At 60.6% G+C, this 16,292-nt stretch carries 14 protein-coding genes; 8 read left to right on the plus strand and 6 right to left on the minus strand.

Translation table 11 applies throughout. The features are described 5' to 3' along the window. Window position 1: 1 nt before the first annotated feature. Window positions 2-949 (minus strand): transaldolase, encoded by a 948-nt coding sequence (gene tal / locus AC1D1J_RS10050; protein WP_477686122.1) that lies wholly within the window; start codon window positions 947-949, stop codon window positions 2-4. 141 nt (window positions 950-1,090) lie between these two features. Here tal and zwf point away from each other — a divergent pair, with 141 nt between their 5' ends. After that, window positions 1,091-2,563 carry a glucose-6-phosphate dehydrogenase gene (gene zwf / locus AC1D1J_RS10055; RefSeq protein ID WP_457282601.1) on the plus strand — a complete coding sequence of 491 codons (1,473 nt, stop codon included), beginning with the start codon at window positions 1,091-1,093 and terminating at the stop codon, window positions 2,561-2,563. 138 nt (window positions 2,564-2,701) lie between these two features. Next, window positions 2,702-3,547, plus strand: a complete 846-nt coding sequence (locus tag AC1D1J_RS10060; protein ID WP_477686124.1) for a MurR/RpiR family transcriptional regulator — start codon at window positions 2,702-2,704, stop codon at window positions 3,545-3,547. Between the two features lie 135 nt (window positions 3,548-3,682). On the opposite strand, the gene AC1D1J_RS10065 is transcribed toward AC1D1J_RS10060, so the two are convergent. The 4 genes from AC1D1J_RS10065 to AC1D1J_RS10080 all read right to left on the minus strand — a co-directional run bounded on the left by AC1D1J_RS10065 (window position 3,683) and on the right by AC1D1J_RS10080 (window position 8,703). Further along, a complete protein-coding gene (locus tag AC1D1J_RS10065) occupies window positions 3,683-5,020 on the minus strand; it encodes a M20 aminoacylase family protein (protein WP_477686125.1) in 1,338 nt (445 codons plus the stop codon). A gap of 33 nt (window positions 5,021-5,053) precedes the next feature. After that, the gene (locus AC1D1J_RS10070) at window positions 5,054-5,872 is read right to left on the minus strand and encodes a DUF3047 domain-containing protein (protein ID WP_477686126.1); all 819 of its coding nucleotides are present in this window, start codon (window positions 5,870-5,872) and stop codon (window positions 5,054-5,056) included. A gap of 276 nt (window positions 5,873-6,148) precedes the next feature. Further along, a complete protein-coding gene (locus tag AC1D1J_RS10075) occupies window positions 6,149-7,282 on the minus strand; it encodes a porin (RefSeq protein WP_477694588.1) in 1,134 nt (377 codons plus the stop codon). A gap of 356 nt (window positions 7,283-7,638) precedes the next feature. Next, a complete protein-coding gene (locus tag AC1D1J_RS10080; RefSeq protein ID WP_477694589.1) occupies window positions 7,639-8,703 on the minus strand; it encodes a porin in 1,065 nt (354 codons plus the stop codon). A gap of 763 nt (window positions 8,704-9,466) precedes the next feature. On the opposite strand from AC1D1J_RS10080, the gene AC1D1J_RS10085 reads away from it, so the two are divergent. Together AC1D1J_RS10085 and coq7 are read left to right on the plus strand one after the other, a co-directional pair. Then, window positions 9,467-10,765: a porin gene (locus AC1D1J_RS10085; protein WP_477686129.1), complete on the plus strand. Its 1,299-nt coding sequence runs from the start codon at window positions 9,467-9,469 to the stop codon at window positions 10,763-10,765. 148 nt (window positions 10,766-10,913) lie between these two features. After that, the gene (gene coq7, locus AC1D1J_RS10090; RefSeq protein ID WP_477669922.1) at window positions 10,914-11,543 is read left to right on the plus strand and encodes a 2-polyprenyl-3-methyl-6-methoxy-1,4-benzoquinone monooxygenase; all 630 of its coding nucleotides are present in this window, start codon (window positions 10,914-10,916) and stop codon (window positions 11,541-11,543) included. A 96-nt stretch (window positions 11,544-11,639) separates the two neighbouring features. On the opposite strand, the gene AC1D1J_RS10095 is transcribed toward coq7, so the two are convergent. Next, window positions 11,640-12,098 carry an OsmC family protein gene (locus AC1D1J_RS10095; RefSeq protein ID WP_477686130.1) on the minus strand — a complete coding sequence of 153 codons (459 nt, stop codon included), beginning with the start codon at window positions 12,096-12,098 and terminating at the stop codon, window positions 11,640-11,642. Window positions 12,099-12,350: 252 nt separating this feature from the next. Between AC1D1J_RS10095 and ilvA the strand changes: the two genes are divergently transcribed. The 4 genes from ilvA to AC1D1J_RS10115 are packed head-to-tail and all read left to right on the plus strand — an operon-like array spanning window position 12,351 to window position 16,176. Continuing rightward, on the plus strand, window positions 12,351-13,985 hold the full coding sequence (gene ilvA, locus AC1D1J_RS10100; RefSeq protein WP_477694590.1) for a threonine ammonia-lyase, biosynthetic: 1,635 nt from the start codon (window positions 12,351-12,353) through the stop codon (window positions 13,983-13,985). Window positions 13,986-14,023: 38 nt separating this feature from the next. Then, window positions 14,024-14,287, plus strand: a complete 264-nt coding sequence (locus tag AC1D1J_RS10105) for a cysteine-rich CWC family protein (protein WP_477694591.1) — start codon at window positions 14,024-14,026, stop codon at window positions 14,285-14,287. Further along, window positions 14,244-15,305 carry a nicotinate-nucleotide--dimethylbenzimidazole phosphoribosyltransferase gene (cobT, locus tag AC1D1J_RS10110; RefSeq protein WP_477694592.1) on the plus strand — a complete coding sequence of 354 codons (1,062 nt, stop codon included), beginning with the start codon at window positions 14,244-14,246 and terminating at the stop codon, window positions 15,303-15,305. The genes AC1D1J_RS10105 and cobT overlap by 44 nt, the downstream gene beginning before the upstream one ends. A gap of 16 nt (window positions 15,306-15,321) precedes the next feature. After that, entirely contained in the window at window positions 15,322-16,176 is an 855-nt protein-coding gene (locus AC1D1J_RS10115; RefSeq protein WP_477694593.1) for an adenosylcobinamide-GDP ribazoletransferase, read from the plus strand. The last annotated feature ends 116 nt before the right edge of the window (window positions 16,177-16,292 follow it).

The following is a 16,292-nucleotide window of genomic DNA, read 5'->3' on the forward strand; positions in this document are numbered from 1 at the left end:
GTTATGCGGCCAGCATCAGCTGCTCAAGCTTCACGGCATCGGCTGCGAAAGCGCGGATGCCTTCAGCCAGCTTCTCGGTGGCCATGGCATCTTCGTTGAGCGCGTAGCGGAATCCGGCTTCGTCAAAGTTCACTGGGGGCAAGTCCAGCGCCGCTGCGGCTTTGGCATCGAGTGCGCGCGGCAACGCGGCATCGCTGGCGGCAAGCTGGGCCAGCAGTTCCGGGCTGATGGTCAGGAGGTCACAGCCGGCGAGCGCAGTGATCTGGCCCACGTTGCGAAAGCTCGCACCCATTACCTCGGTGGCAATGCCGAAGTGCTTGTAATGGTTGTAGATCTCGCGCACAGACTTCACGCCGGGGTCGTTGGCGCCGGACATGGCGGCTTCGTCCCAGGCGGCGCCGGCAGATTTTTTGTACCAGTCGTAGATACGGCCGACAAACGGCGAGATCAACTGAACCTTGGCCTGGCCGCAGGCGATGGCCTGGCAGAACGAAAACAGCAGCGTGAGGTTGGTGTGAATGCCGCGCTGTTCCAGCTTTTCGGCCGCCTGAATGCCTTCCCAGGTGGCGGCGACCTTGATCAGCACGCGGTCAATGTGAATGCCTTCGGCCTGGTAGAGCTCGATGATGCGTTCGCCGCGCGTATACGTTGCGTTGGCGTCAAAGCTCAGGCGGGCATCAACCTCCGTCGAGACCCGGCCCGGAATGATGGAAAGGATTTCGCAGCCAAAACGCACCAGCAGACGGTCCATGACCTCGTCAAGCGCCCGGCCCTTGAAGCGGCTCACGGTGTCTTCCAGCAGGGGCTGGTAGTCGGCCTTCTGCACCGCCTTGAGGATGAGGGAAGGATTGGTGGTGGCGTCCTGCGGCTTGAACTGCCCCAGTTGCTTGAAGTCACCGGTGTCAGCGACTACGGTGGTGAACTGTTTCAGGGCGTCAAGTTGGGTCATGGCTGGGTGGCTGGTCAAAACACGGAGTGGTCCGGATGAAACACCGTGCGGTGCCTGGATGCAGGCATTTCACGGGTTCGATGTCGAGTTACCATTATGCCCATAGAATATGAAACTTTATTACCAAGACAATTTTTTACCATGAGTTTTGACCTCATCCTGTTTGGCGGCACCGGCGACCTGGTGTGGCGCAAGATCATGCCGGCCCTGTTCCAGGCCTTCCGCCACGGCTCGTTGCCGGAGGGCGGGCGCATTGTGGGCGTGGCACGCGACGATTTGTCGGACGACCAGTACCGCGCGCTGATCAAGTCCCGGTTTGACAATGTCGAGCTGGCCAAGCGGCCGAGCGAAGAGGAGTTCTCGCGCTTCGCGGCGATGTTGGGCTACCTGCGCATGGACTTGTCCAACCCGGCCGACTATGCCGCACTGGCTGCGAAACTGCAGCAGCGGCCCGCCGACGTGGTGGTGATGTACGTGGCCACCGCGCCCAGCCTCTTCACCACGGTCTGCGAGCAGATCGCCGCCGCCGGCCTGAACGGCCCGCAGACGCGCGTGGTGCTCGAAAAGCCGCTGGGCCACGACCTGGCATCCAACCGCGCCATCAACAAGACGGTACGCAGTGTTTTGAGCGAGCAGCAGATCTTTCGCATCGACCACTACCTGGGCAAGCCCTCGGTGCAAAACCTGTTTGCGCTGCGTTTCGGCAACTCGCTGTTCGAACCGCTGTGGCGCCGCGAGACGATTGCCAACATCCAGATCACCATCGCCGAAGACCTGGGCGTGGAAAAGCGCGGTGCGTTTTACGACAGCACCGGCGCGCTGCGCGACATGGTGCAAAACCATGCGCTGCAGCTGCTGTGCGCCATCGGTATGGAGCCACCCATCAACTCACACGCCGACGCCATCCGCGACGAGAAACTCAAGGTACTGCGATCGCTGAAAGCCTGGACGCCTGAAACGCTGAGCCAGCATGTGGTGCGCGGCCAATACGCGGCCGGCAACATCGACGGCGAGGCCGTGCCCGGCTACCGCGACGAAAAAGGCGTGCCCCCTGACAGCAGGACCGAAACCTTTGTCGCCCTGCGCACCGAGATCGCCAACTGGCGGTGGGCCGGTGTGCCGTTTTACATCCGCACCGGCAAGCGCCTGGCCGGCCGGGACGCGCACATCGAGGTGAACTTTCGCCCCGCGCCGCACGCGATTTTCAAGTCGGCGCTGGCCGGCTCCAATGTGGCCAACCGGCTGGTGATCAACCTGCAACCCAAGGACGGCCTGGAGCTGCACCTGCTTGCGCAGGGTGCCGACCAGCGCACGGGGGGCCGCGGCACGCCTTCGCTGGCGCCGGTGCAACTGGACCTGGATTTCGACAAACGCTTTGGCTCCGAGCGCGTGGGCGCTTATGAACGGCTGCTGCTGGATGTGATCGACGGGCGCTTGAATCTTTTCGTGCGCAGCGACGAGCAGGAAGAAGCCTGGCGCTGGGTCGAACCCATCATGGACAGCTGGAGCAACCAGGCGAGTGCGCCACGGCCTTATGCCGCCGGCACCTGGGGCCCCAGTGCCGCGAGCGCGATGATTGCCAGAGACGGCTATTGCTGGTCCGAAGAATGTTAAGTATGTGGCCCCCACGGTCGTTCACTTCGTGTAGCTCCCTGCCCCCCGAGGGGGCCGCTGCGCCTGTGGCCCGGCAAAGCCGGTTCCACGGCCCCTGCTGGTTGGGGAAGATGCCAAGTACCACTGGAGGCATACCCCGTGCTTGATCGAATTAAGGCCTCGTTGCCTTCGCTGGCGCCTGCGGAGCAGCGCGTCGGCCGGTTGGTACTGGCCGACCCGCGGGCGTTTGCCAATTTGCCGATCACCGAGTTGGCCAGCCGTTCGCATGTGAGCAAGCCCACCGTGGTGCGGTTTTGCCGCAGCATGGGATATGACGGCCTGTCGGACTTCAAGCTCAAGCTGGCGGGCAGCGTGAGTGAGGGCGTACCTTTCATCCACCGCAGCGTGGACGCGGACGACAAGACCGGCGACGTGATGGTCAAGGTGATCGACAACACGGTGGCGGCATTTTTGAAATACCGCAACGATGCGAGTTCCGTAGCCATTGAGCGGGCCGCCGATGCGCTGCTGGCCACTTACAACACAGGCAAGCGGATTGAATTCTTCGGCGTGGGCAACTCTGGCATCGTGGCGCAGGATGCTCAGCACAAGTTCTTCCGCCTGGGCATCACCAGCATCGCCTACAGCGACGGCCACATGCAGGTGATGAGTGCCTCGCTGCTGGGGCCGGGCGACTGCGTGGTGGTGATTTCCAACTCTGGCCGCACGCGCGATTTGATGGACGCCTGCGACATCGCCCGCAAGAATGGCGCGACCACGATCGTCATCACCGTCACCGGTTCGCCGTTGGCCGCAGCCGGCAACATCCACCTGGCAGCCGACCACCCCGAGGGCTACGACCGCTACAGCCCCATGGTGTCGCGCCTGATGCACCTGATGATCATCGACATCCTGGCAACCTGTGTGGCACTGCGCATCGGCAGCAAGCTGCAGCCGTTGCTCAAGGAAATGAAGAACAACCTGCGTAACAAGCGTTATGCCTGAGACGGGCACAGACAGGTGAGGCGCAGACGTGGCCTGCATCGCCCCGCCTGTGATGACGGCCTCTTGGAATATCAAGAAGAATTCGCCCGCAGCTCATAAGGGACGAGCGCAAGCAGCTATTAAATTAATAGCAAGTCAGCGCAGCGGCAGCGAGCGTTCGACAATTCCCGCGAACAGCGCCGAGCCCAGCGGCAGCACGCTGTCATTGAAGTCATAGCAGCTGTTATGCAAAAAGCGGCTGCCCACGCCGCCCATGGTTCCGCCTTTGCCATCGGGCAACTGCTCGCCCTGGCCCAGGCGCAAGTAGGCACCCGGCTTGACCCTGAGCATGAAGGAGAAGTCTTCCGAGCCCATGCTGGGCTCAAGGTTGCGCACAACGTTCTCTGCACCCACCAGTTGTTCGGCGACGCTGGTGGCCAGCTCGTATTCGACCGGTGAGTTGATGGTGGCCGGGTAGATTCGTTCGTACTTGACGGTGGCCGTGGCGCCAAAGCCCTGCGCCACTGCGGCGCACAACTCCTTGAGGCGCCGCTCGACCAGGTCCTGCACTTCCGGTTTGAAGGTGCGTACCGTGCCGACCAGTGTGGCATTGCCGGGCACCACGCTCATGGCGCCCAGATCCCCTGCCTGGACGGCACAAATGCTGATCACGGCGTTGTCCATGGCCTTGACGTTGCGCGAGACGATGCCTTGCACCGCTGTGATGATGTGAGCGGCCACCAGCACCGGATCGACCGTGAGATAGGCGTGTGCCCCATGGCCGCCCTTGCCGGTAATCTCAATGGTGATGCGGTCGGCCGCGGCCATCATGGGGCCGGGATTGATCCCGATGGTGCCAGGCTGCATCGCGGGCCAGTTGTGCATGGCGTAAATGGCCTGCACAGGAAAACGCTCGAACAAGCCGTCCTTGATCATCGCATCAGCACCGCCACGCCCCTCCTCCGCGGGCTGGAAAACCAGCACGGCATCGCCGGCAAAATTACGCGTCTCTGCGAGGTAACGGGCAGCACCCACCAGCATGGTGGTGTGCCCGTCATGTCCACATCCATGCATCAACCCGGCCTTGGCGGACTTCCAGCCAAATTCGTTGTGTTCTGTCATGGGTAGCGCGTCCATGTCAGCGCGCAATCCGATCATGGGCTTAAAACCAGGTTGACCGGAAGCCTTGACTGGCTGCTGACCTCTGATGACAGCCACAACACCTGTTTTACCGACACCGGTGTGCACCTCGTCTACGCCACACAACTTGAGCGCGTGCACTACCCGGCTGGAGGTGTAAACCTCTTCAAACCCGAGTTCCGGGTGCGCGTGCAGGTCGCGCCGAAAGGCGGTCAGTTCGGGGTGGTACTGCGCTATTTGCGCAAAGGCCCGGCCGGAGGCGCGAAGCGGAGAGGGGCGATCGGGGTTTGCAGTATCTCCCGCTGCGGCAGGCTGAATGGATGAAGCACTTGGAAGATTGGCCGGAGCGCGCATGTCAGTGGAGTCCCGAGTTCAGCAGGTTAAATACTAGTCCCGAAGGGATAGCGGTGCAAATCCAGGGGTTTGTGAAATCTGCAGCAAGTCCGGCGCCATTGCGGGCGTGGCCACGATGCTTGCAGTTTTGCTTTTGAGGCTGACGGGGCCGTACCATGCCTTGGTAATTTGGCGTGTGTTGTCGCTGTCAGTCATGATGGCGACACCGACCAAAGCGCCGGGGGGCTCGCCGAAGGCCTTTTGGTAGTCGGCACGAATGTCACGCTGGTAGTCGAGCCAGCGATCAAGGCGGCCGGGACCGGATTCGATCACCACTTTGCGGATCCGGTCGGTCCGTGTATTGATGATCACGCTTTCTGGCGCGCTGTGAGAGCCCCAGACATACATGAGCGTCGCGTAAGGCAGCGGCTCGCCTGTCAGTGCCAATGCGAGCTCTGAAAGCATGGCGTTCCTGGCAGAAAACTTCGACCTGTCACCTTCAAAGGCCAGGACCACACGCACGGGCGAATCATCGCTGTCGCGTTGCGTCATGTCCGCACCCGCAATCATCTTCGGCACCTTCCAGGAGAAGCCCAGGGTTCCAAGTTCCGCTGGCTCTATGCGCAGGTTTTGCCGCAGCATGCTGGCGGCACTATCGGACTCACCAAGAACGGCATTGCGCCCGTCCAGGCGAACGGCACGGTAACGTGTCGACTTCTTGCCCGGGAAAGTGCAGTGCTGCCATTTAATGACATCTGCATCAGTGCTTGTAGACGACGCAGAAGTCCAGTCGACATTCGTGCTGGCTATAGGGGCGGAAGTCCCGAACCCCGCGCAGCCAGCGGCAAGAAACAGGTAGCCGACGGCCAGCAAGCGCAACGTGCGAACAAGGAAACGGCGATGTGTCAGTGGCATTGAACGTGGGGGAACAGCAATGGACCTGGTATCAGTTGCGTCTTGTCTAAATGCCAAGACCTTGGTATTTAACGCGGCAGATGCGAAAAAGTTTCACAAATTCGAACGACTAATTTCAACGACTCACAACATCAAGCGGCGGTCTCGTAAATTTCTTCACGAAAAAAGCCGCCCCGGGTTGCCCCGAGACGGCTTTCAGATTCTCATCAAAAACTGGCTTAAGCCAGCTTCAGATTAGAACGTGTGGCGAACACCAGCAGCGAACAAGGTTTTCTTGTCGGTACGGGTAGAGTCGTTGTTTGGCTCACCTTTGTGGCTGATGTAACCGGTGTACAGCGTGGTGCGCTTGGACAGGTCATAGGTACCCAGCAGGCTGTAGCCAGTGCCCTTGCGGCTCGTGTTGTTGAAGTCGCTCTTGGCACGGACATAACCAGCAGCGATGGAAGCGGCGCCAAACGGAACGCTCACGCCGATTTGGTATTCCTTGTCTTTGGCATCAAAACCGAGGGTGTTCAGGCCCTTGGCGGTGTTGTAGCTACCGACGAGCTTCGCAACGCCGAAGTCATACGTAGCGCCCAGCAGGTTGTACTTGCGGGTGGTCTGCAGACCAGCGGTACCTACGTTGTTAGACGCGGAACTGATAACGGTGCTGCCGAGGCCAGACGCACCGGAGAACAATGTGGCGGTGCCGTTAGACTTTTCAGCCTGGTAGGCGTAACCAACCAACAGAGGGCCATTGGCGTACTTGATGTGGGCGCTGGTGCTGCTGGAAGCAGAAACCGTTGCCGACTTGTCTTCGCCAAAACCGTACATCACCGAACCGCTGAAACCACCGAAAACGGGGGAGTCATAACGGATGGAGTTGTTGGCACGGTTGCTGTAGTCTTGCAGGCCTACACCCCAGATGGTTCCGGTGGTAGCAAACGTGTTGGAGTCATACGTGTTGTTGGTAGCGCCGCGCAGCGAGTCATAAGCGGTGTACTGACGACCCAGACGAACTTCACCGAAGCTGCCTTTCAGGCCCACGGTAGCAACACGGCCAAACAGGATGGAGGCGGTAGAAGAAGAGCTGCCGCCGTTGTTGGCCAAAGCACCGGTGTCAATACCGAAGCCGCTTTCGAGGGTGAACACAGCTGCCAGACCGCCACCGAGGTCTTCGCTACCGCGCATGCCCCAACGCGAGCTGCTCAAGCCGCTACCGTCGATCTTGCTGTTGCTGATGCTGGTGTTGGTGGTGGACGATTGAACTTTAACGTTCTCTTGACCAATCATTGCATCGACAACGCCGTACAGGGTCACAGAGGATTGGGCATGTGCAACGCCAGCGGTTGCAGCGAGTGCAGCCAGGGCGATAAGAGTCTTTTTCATTGAGAGTTTCTCCAAGGTTAAACATAGGGCTCCGGCACGGGGACCATTTCAGACTTTCGCCTTCATGGCACCACCAGAGACCCGGGCCAACCCCCGTTTCGGGAAGTTGGGTCTATTGCACCAGACTGAGCCCCAATTCGCAAAGGAATGCCCGAAAAAACAGTCAAGCCGTTGCGCTCAAACCACAAACAGACAGGGGCAAGTGGAAAAGAAGCAACGCCCGCGAAAACCCGGGAATTCTGCTAACCAAAACTTGCCTTTTTGCCTGATTTCAGCTGCCTAAATGAAAAAAGCCGTTTCAATGAAACGGCTTTTTGAGAGAACCCGGGCAAGCCCGGGTTTAGATCCAATCTGGATTAGAACGTGTGACGAACGCCAACACCGTAGGTGCTGGTCTTGCGATCAGCCGCGCCGGAGCTGGTTTCCTTGCCGCTCTGAACACCAGCGTACAGGTTCGTGCGCTTGGACAGTGCATACAGGCCAGCCAGGCCGTAGCCCGTACGCTTCAGGTCAGGAAGACCACCCAGACGGGTGCTCTTGGAACGGGCAAAACCACCAGACAGCGTGAAGGTGCTGTTGACGGGGAAGTCCAGACCGATTTGGTACTCTTTAGCCTTGTCCTGTGCCAGAAGGGTCACTGGGCTGGTGCCATTCTTCGCGTTACCGTAAGCTGCGAGCAGCTTGACCACGCCGAAGTCGTACGAACCATTCAACTGGGTGTACTTGATGGCAGTGGTGTTAGCGGTAGCCTTTTCAGACTGGTAAGACAGCGCCGCACCGATAGGGCCGTTTGCATAAGCAACGTTGAAGCTGGTAACTTTGCCGGCGCCGACAGTGGCGGTTTTGTTTTCGCCGAAGCTGTACATTGCAGCAGCAGTGAACCCAGCCAGGTCAGGGGTCTTGTAATAGATCGCGTTACCAGGACGGTCGAGGTAGTTTGTGCTGCTGATCCACACGCTGGTGGCAGGTGCAAACAGGAGCGAGTCGAAGCCAGCAGCGCCGGAGCCCTTGACGTCGTCATAAGGGGTCCACATTTTGCCGAGCTTCAGTTCACCGAAGCCACCAGACAGGCCAACCCAGGACTGACGGCCAAAGATCGCGTTGGAGGTCGTGCCGCTATAGGGGTTGGTGTAGTTGTTCGAAGCACCGGTGCTGGGGTCAAAGCCGGCTTCCAGCAGGAAGTTGGCTTTCAGGCCGCCACCGAGGTCCTCAGAACCCTTCAGGCCGAAACGGCTGGTCTGCAGACCACCACCGCTACCGGAAGCAGGATGCGAAACGTTCACGCCGGTCTGGCTGATATTGTTGTCCTTCACGCTACCAACCCAAGCGTCCACAAGGCCGTAAACGGTCACGGTAGACTGGGCAGAAGCCATGCCGGAAACGGCCAGCACAGCCAAAGCAACTAGGCTTTTCTTCATCATTAGAAAATCTCCAAAAAGGTGGAAAACAAAACACTGCTACGAAACAAACATTTATAAGGGCTCAGTGACTACCCTTAGACCGATTTAACCAAAAAGTCACAAATCACACCAAGCCTTATCTCTACTATTAGCAACGTTCATACCCGAGTTGTTGGCCCCTAACAACGCATTGCATTTTGCGCACACTGGAGGTGCGCATGCGAACGAATGGGCCAGGCTGAGCGTACGAGGGAAATTTTCAGGCGGCCGAGGCAGGTCGCCCCAAAGCAGGGCATCCGGCCCTGGATGCCCCGCGTTGGTGAAAAACGCAAATCCCCAGTTTTTTTGTCTCCGGGAAGCGTTATGGCTCAAAAAGTCGAGCAAGAAGGGCGGCAAATTGGTGTAGCTCGACATGAACCGTTGTAGCCGCGAGTCATTCTCCTGCTGCCAACCCGCTATACGCTCCGGATTAGACGTCAAACCCTAGTCACCGATTGCCCATGACTGCGTCGTTCTCCAGCCTCACTTAAAACGATCTCCAGCATCGGAATTTGAGAGGGAAAACACAATTATTTGACAAACTCCCAAGGTTTACCGTCGGCATCAACCAGCGCAGAAAAACTTCGGGTTTTCCCCTGTCGCAAAAGTGATACCCCCCGTATTGCCTCTCTTTACGTGCCGCGGCATCCCCACTAATCTTTGCTCCATCGAGTCAAGCCGGTATGCGTGTATTTACGGCAATGACTGCGAAGGTTTTCCCTCAATTACAACTCTTGGAGACTCCATGAAAAAACTGACCCTCGTTGCAACTGCGATCATGGGACTGCTGTCCACTTCCGCTGCCATGGCACAAAGCACTGTGACCGTCTACGGCATTGTTGACGCTGGCTACAACCGTGTAAGCGGTCTGCGTCAAGGCACCGTGAACACCATCGCCAGCGGCATCATGGAAGGCTCGCGTTTCGGCCTGCGTGGCACCGAAGACATCGGCGGTGGTTACAAAGCCATCTTCACGCTGGAAAACCGCTTTGAAGCAGATACCGGTGCACTGGGCAACAGGACGAATTCGGGCACACAGTTGCCCGATCGCATGGTCAACGCCAATTTGCTGGTACCCACCTTTTCCGCCGCACAGCAAGCTGGCTTACAGACAAACTTTTTCACACCCATTGCCGCCAGTATCGGCGGCACCCTCGGCGTCAACACGACCAATAACCTGTTTGACCGCCAGGCTTTTGTCGGCCTGATCACTCCGGTTGGCGCTATTACGCTGGGCCGTCAGTACACCCCAGGCTATCTGGTTGGCGCCACCTTCGACGCCTCGCAAACCCAGTCCAGTCTGGCTGCGGGTCAGGTTGCGAGCTTCCCACCTGCCTTTGATATTCGCCTGAGCAACACCGTTCAGTACGCCATCCAGACCAGTGGTGTGACCGCCTCGCTGATGTATGGCGCCGGTGAGGCATCCACTGCCACGGTCGGTAATTCAGCCAGCCGTTTCCTGGGCGGAATGGTGATGTACAAGGCTACCGGCTGGTCTGTCGGCTTCGGTCACAACACGAAGAACAATAGCAGTGGACAGAAATCTCTGACCAACAATGTTTTGGGCGCGACTGTTGACGTCGGCCCAGGCACCATTTATGGTCAGTACGCCACGATCAAGGATGAAAACCCCGACGCTTTGGCGCTGATCGCCCCGAACTTGACCACCCCAGCAGCGACCGCCGGTCTGACGGCTTTGGGCACCAATGCAGCGACGATTCTTGCAGCTTACTCCAACGCGCTGCGCCAGGACGCCAACCTCATGCACATCGGCTACCGCATGACCACCGGCCCGCACACCATCGTGGTTGCCTACAACCGCCTGGATGACAAGCGTCCCAACAATGCTGACACCTCATCGTATGGTGCAACCTATACCTACGCGCTGTCCAAACGCACCAACCTGAACGCCGTGCTGACACGCTTCAGCAACAAGGGTTTAGGCCAGGCGGCCCCTGGTGGCAATGGCTTCCTCGGCGGCGTGACGTCTACAGCGGGCACCAACTCCACCAACCTCGCCCTGGGCATCCGCCACACGTTCTAAAGATCAAGGTTGCGTCCGGATCCCGATCCGGCCTCCTTTTAAAAAGCCCCCGCATGGGGGCTTTTTTGTGGCCGTTTCCATTCCACCGGACGAGGGATAACATGGAACCATCCCGCCTCAAGAAATCGTCCCAAAGAACCGAAGCACCATGACCACCGCACTCGATACCGCGCTCAATGCCGCCGACGGCGCCCTGCGTACGCTTTTTGCCGCCCCGCGCGCCAGCCGTACCTGTCCCACCGTACCCGGTGAGAAAACCGAACTTGCCGCGCAGGACAAGGTGCGTTCAGGCGCGCTGATGCGCGTCAACCATGTGGGTGAGGTCTGTGCGCAGGCCCTGTACGCCGCACAGGCCCTGGGTACCCGCGACCCGGCCCTGCGAGAGCACTTCCTGCAGGCCAGCCGTGAAGAGGGTGACCATCTCGCCTGGACAAAAACCCGGCTCGACGAACTCGGCGCCCGGCCTTCCCTGCTCAATCCGCTCTGGTACGCCGGCGCCTTCGGCCTGGGCCTGGTCGCGAGCCGGCTCGGTGATCGCCTGAGCCTGGGTTTTGTCGTGGAGACGGAGCGCCAGGTTGAAGCGCACCTGGCAAGCCACCTGGAGCGCCTGCCAGCAGGCGACCACGAGTCGCGCGCCATCGTGGCCCAAATGAAAGACGACGAAGCGCTGCATGCACGCGATGCCGAACAGGCCGGCGCCCTGCAGTTACCCGAGCCCGTCAAGGCCCTGATGCGATCTGCAGCACGCGTCATGACGACAACGGCGCACTACATCTGAAAGATTCCGCTGAAGCGCAAGCCGATGCAAATCCATTCGCTATATATTTGATAGCTGCTTGCGCCCGGCCATAAAGGGCTGGAAGCCAAAATCATCTCAAATTTCGATGACCTCAAAGCTGGTCGTGATCTCTGCCGTTTTCGCCAGCATGATGGTGGCCGAGCAATATTTGTCGTGGCTCATGGCGACCGCGCGTTCCACTGCGCTGGTGGCCAGGCCACGGCCTGTCACGACAAAATGCATGTGGATTTTGGTGAACACCTTGGGGTCGACAGGCGCTCTTTCAGCACTCAATTTGACCGAGCAGCCGCGAACATCCTGGCGGCCACGCTTGAGGATCAGCACCACGTCATAGGCCGTGCAGCCACCGGTGCCGGCCAGCAAGGTTTCCATGGGCCGGGGGGCCAGGTTGGCGCCGCCGTTTTCCGGTTTGTCGGCATCGGGCGCGCCGTCCATCACCAGGGTGTGGCCGCTACCGGTCTCAGCCAGAAAGCTCATTCCGGAGCGCGATCCTGTGACCGCCGTCGGGCCCGTCCAACTCACCGTGCATTCCATGAATCTCTCTCCTCATGCATAAAATTTATGATTAAACCGTGAAAAATGTCGAATTTACGCCACAAGATATTGTGCAGCGCAACATCGGCCCGCTATACTGAAATCATCGCATCAAGATCAGTTGTCCGGCAACTCAAGGTCTTTTTGCACCGGTTGTCTCCTCCACCTCCTCTAAGGGTGGATTTACAGGCCCAGACTGCAAAGTCTGGGCCTTTTTTCTTGCCCACTATGATGTCAGGCTGCGAGAAAAACATGCCAACCCACACCAAACAAGCCACCCGCTCCACTCCCAAAGCCGCCAAAACCCGGGGGAAACCTTCCGGCAAAACGTTGAAGCTGGCACTGAAACCGGCCGACTACCTGAAAAAGATCCTGACAGCCCGGGTTTATGACGTGGCAGTGGAGTCCGCTCTGGAGCCCGCCAAAAACCTGAGCCTGCGCCTGAAAAACACCGTGCTGCTCAAACGCGAAGACCAGCAGGCGGTGTTCAGCTTCAAGCTGCGGGGCGCCTACAACAAGATGGCTCACCTGAGCTCCGAACAGCTCAAAAAAGGCGTGATTTGCGCCTCGGCCGGCAACCATGCTCAAGGCGTCGCACTCAGCGCACAAAAGCTTGGCACACGCGCCGTGATTGTGATGCCCACCACCACACCGCAACTCAAGGTGGACGCCGTCAGGGCTTGGGGCGGCACTGTCGTGCTGCACGGAGAAAGCTACTCCGACGCCTACGCCCACGCCGTGGTGCTCGAGAAAAAGCAGGGCCTGACTTTCGTGCATCCGTTTGACGACCCGGACGTCATCGCCGGTCAGGGCACGATCGCCATGGAAATCCTCATGCAGCTACAAAGCCTCGGCTCCAGCCGGCTCGACGCCGTGTTTGTTGCCATCGGCGGCGGCGGGCTTATTTCCGGCGTAGCCAACTACATCAAGGCGGTGCGGCCCGAGATCAAGGTCATCGGCGTACAAATGAACGACTCCGACGCGATGCTGCAGTCAGTCAACGCCAAAAAGCGCGTGACCTTGAGCGACGTCGGCCTCTTCGCTGACGGCACGGCCGTCAAGCTCGTGGGTGAAGAAACCTTCCGTATCAGCCGCGAACTGGTCGATGAATTCATCACCGTCGACACCGACGCCGTCTGCGCCGCCATCAAGGATGTGTTCGTCGACACCCGCAGCATCGTCGAACCATCCGGCGCGATGGCCGTGGCCGCCATCAAGCAGTACGCGGCCACCCACAAGACCAAGGGCGAAACCTACGCCGCGATTTTGTGCGGTGCCAACATGAATTTCGACCGCCTGCGTTTCGTCGCCGAGCGCGCCGAAGTCGGCGAGGAGCGCGAAGCGCTGTTCGCCGTGACGATTCCCGAAGAGCGCGGCAGCTTCCGGCGCTTTTGCGAAGTGATTGGCGAGCTGCCCGGCGGGCCGCGCAGCGTAACGGAATTCAACTACCGCATCAACGACGACGCCAAAGCCCATGTCTTCGTGGGCCTGACCACCTCGGCCAAGGGGGAAAGCAGCAAGATCGCCGCGAATTTCTCGCGCCACGGCTTCAAGACACTGGACCTCACGCACGACGAGCTCGCCAAGGAACATATCCGCCACATGGTGGGCGGTCACAGTGCGCTGTCCAAAGACGAGCGCCTGCTGCGCTTCATCTTCCCCGAGCGGCCGGGCGCGCTGATGAAGTTCCTCTCCAGCATGCGGCCGGGCTGGAACATCAGCCTCTTCCACTACCGCAACCAGGGTGCCGACTATGGCCGCATCCTGGTCGGCCTGCAGGTCCCCAAGGCCGACAACAAGGCTTTTAAGGATTTTCTGGACACGCTGGGCTACCCTCACGTCGAGGAAACCGCCAACCCTGTTTACCGGCTGTTCTTGCAGAGCTGACCGCAAAACTGACCGCAGAGCCGACAAGCCCATCCGCCATGAGCCCACAGGCCGCACCCCCGCCAACACCCGCCCAGGCCGACACCTCGGTGTGCCCCCGCTGCGGCGCCGGCCTGCGCTGCGGCATGGCGGCAGGAGACGCTGAATGCTGGTGCGTGCAACTGCCGCACATCATGCCCGTGCCCTCTGAACGAACTCCCCAACCGGAAGGCAGTGCGCTGTCTTGCTTCTGCCCCACCTGCCTCAAACAAATCACCGATGAACGCACCCGACTTGCCGCCTCTTCTCCTGCCCGCGATTGAGCCGACTGCCGACCTCCCGCTGGAGGCCAGGCTGCGGCACAAGATCGACCACAAAACCAAGCCGCTGGGCGCGCTCGGTCTGCTCGAAAGCGTGGCGCTGCAGCTGGGCCTGATCCAGCAGAGTGAGAACGTCACGCTGCTGTCCCCGCAAATGGTGGTCTTCGCGGCCGACCATGGCATTGCCGCCGAAGGCGTTTCGGCCTTTCCGCAGGCTGTCACGGTGCAGATGGTGGGCAACATGCTGGCCGGCGGCGCCGCCATCAACGTCTTCGCGCGCCAGCACGGCTTTGCCCTGCACGTGGTGGATGCCGGTGTGGCCGCGGACCTGCCCGCGCACCCGCAGCTGCTGCAGCGCAAGATCGCCCACGGCACCCAAAACATCTGCAGCGGGCCAGCGATGTCGCACCCGCAAACCCGCGCTGCGCTCAAGGCGGGCATGGACATCCTGCAGGCGCTGCCCGGCAATGTAGTGGCGTTTGGCGAAATGGGCATTGCCAACACCTCGCCTGCAGCCTTGCTGCTGGCACGCCTTGCCGGCATCAGCATCGACGACGCCACGGGGCGCGGCACCGGCCTTGACGACCAGCAGCTGCAACGCAAGCGCGCCGTGCTGGCGCGCGCGCTGGCACACCACGCCGACGCAACGCAGCCTCTGGATGCACTGGCCGCCCTGGGCGGCTTTGAAATCGCCATGATGGCCGGCGCCATGCTGCAGGCCGCGAGCGAGCGCCGCGTGATACTGGTCGACGGCTTCATCGCCGGCGCTGCTGCGCTGGTGGCCCGCGAGCTCGTGCCCGCGGTGCAGGACTACATGGTGTTTTGCCACCGTTCCGATGAGCACGGTCATCGCCTTCTGCTGGCGCACCTGAAAGCCCAACCGCTGCTCGAGCTCAAGCTGCGCCTCGGCGAAGGCACAGGCGCGCTGCTGGCCTGGCCTCTGGTGCAATCGGCGGCCGGCTTCCTCAATGAAATGGCGAGCTTTGACTCCGCCGGTGTGAGCGGGCGAGAAGACGCATAACCATCATGGGCCTCGCATGACATCCATCACCCTGTTTGTCCGCGAGTTCCTGCTCGCCGTCCAGTTCTTCACGCGCATCCCCATCACGGGCCGGCTCGCTGCCTGGGTGGGTTACAGCCCCGAGTTGCTGCGTGCCAGTGCCGGACACTTCCCCGGCGTCGGCATTCTGGTGGGCCTGTTTGCCGCGGCCGTGTACGCGCTGTTTCAGGCCGTTCTGCCCGACACCACGTTCTCGCCGCTGGTGGCCGCGGCGTTCTCCACTGCCGCCACCGTGCTGCTGACGGGCGGCTTCCACGAAGACGGTCTTGCCGATGTCGCCGACGGCCTGGGCGGCAGCCACGACAAGGGCCGCGCGCTTGAAATCATGAAAGACTCGCGCGTGGGTGCCTTTGGCGCCATGGCGCTGGTGCTGGCCATGCTGTGCAAGGTTGCGCTGCTGGCCATCCTCGGCTCGGTCGAAGGTGCACCCGCCGGCTGGGGCGACTGGGAGGAAGCCCCCTTTGGCAGCTGGTATGCCTGCGCCGCGCTGTGCACGGGCCACATCATGTCGCGCGGCCTGCCGCTGCTGCTCATTTACCTGCTGCCGCACGTGGGCGACACCGCCCTGTCCAAATCAAAGCCTCTGGCCGACCAGATCTCCCCCGGCAGCCTGCTGGTGGGTTTTTCCTGGTGCCTCGCCGCGCTGGCACTGGCCACCTTCGTGCTTGACGTCATGAACCTCATCGTGGCCTGCAGCTTCGCCGTACTGGCGTTGCTATGGATGGGCCGCTTCTTCAAGCGCAGGCTGCAAGGATTCACCGGCGACTGCCTGGGTGCCACCCAGCAGGTTTGCGAAATCGCCTTTTACCTGGGCCTGGCCCTGAGCTTATGAAACGAGCCCCCACGCTTGTCACTTCGTGTACTGCGCTGCCCCCCGAGGGGGCCGCTGCGCCTGCGGCCCGGCAAAGCCGGTTCCGCGGCCCTGGCTGGTATTTGCAGCGCATCCCC

This window comes from Polaromonas sp. P1_F8, from assembly GCF_056405635.1.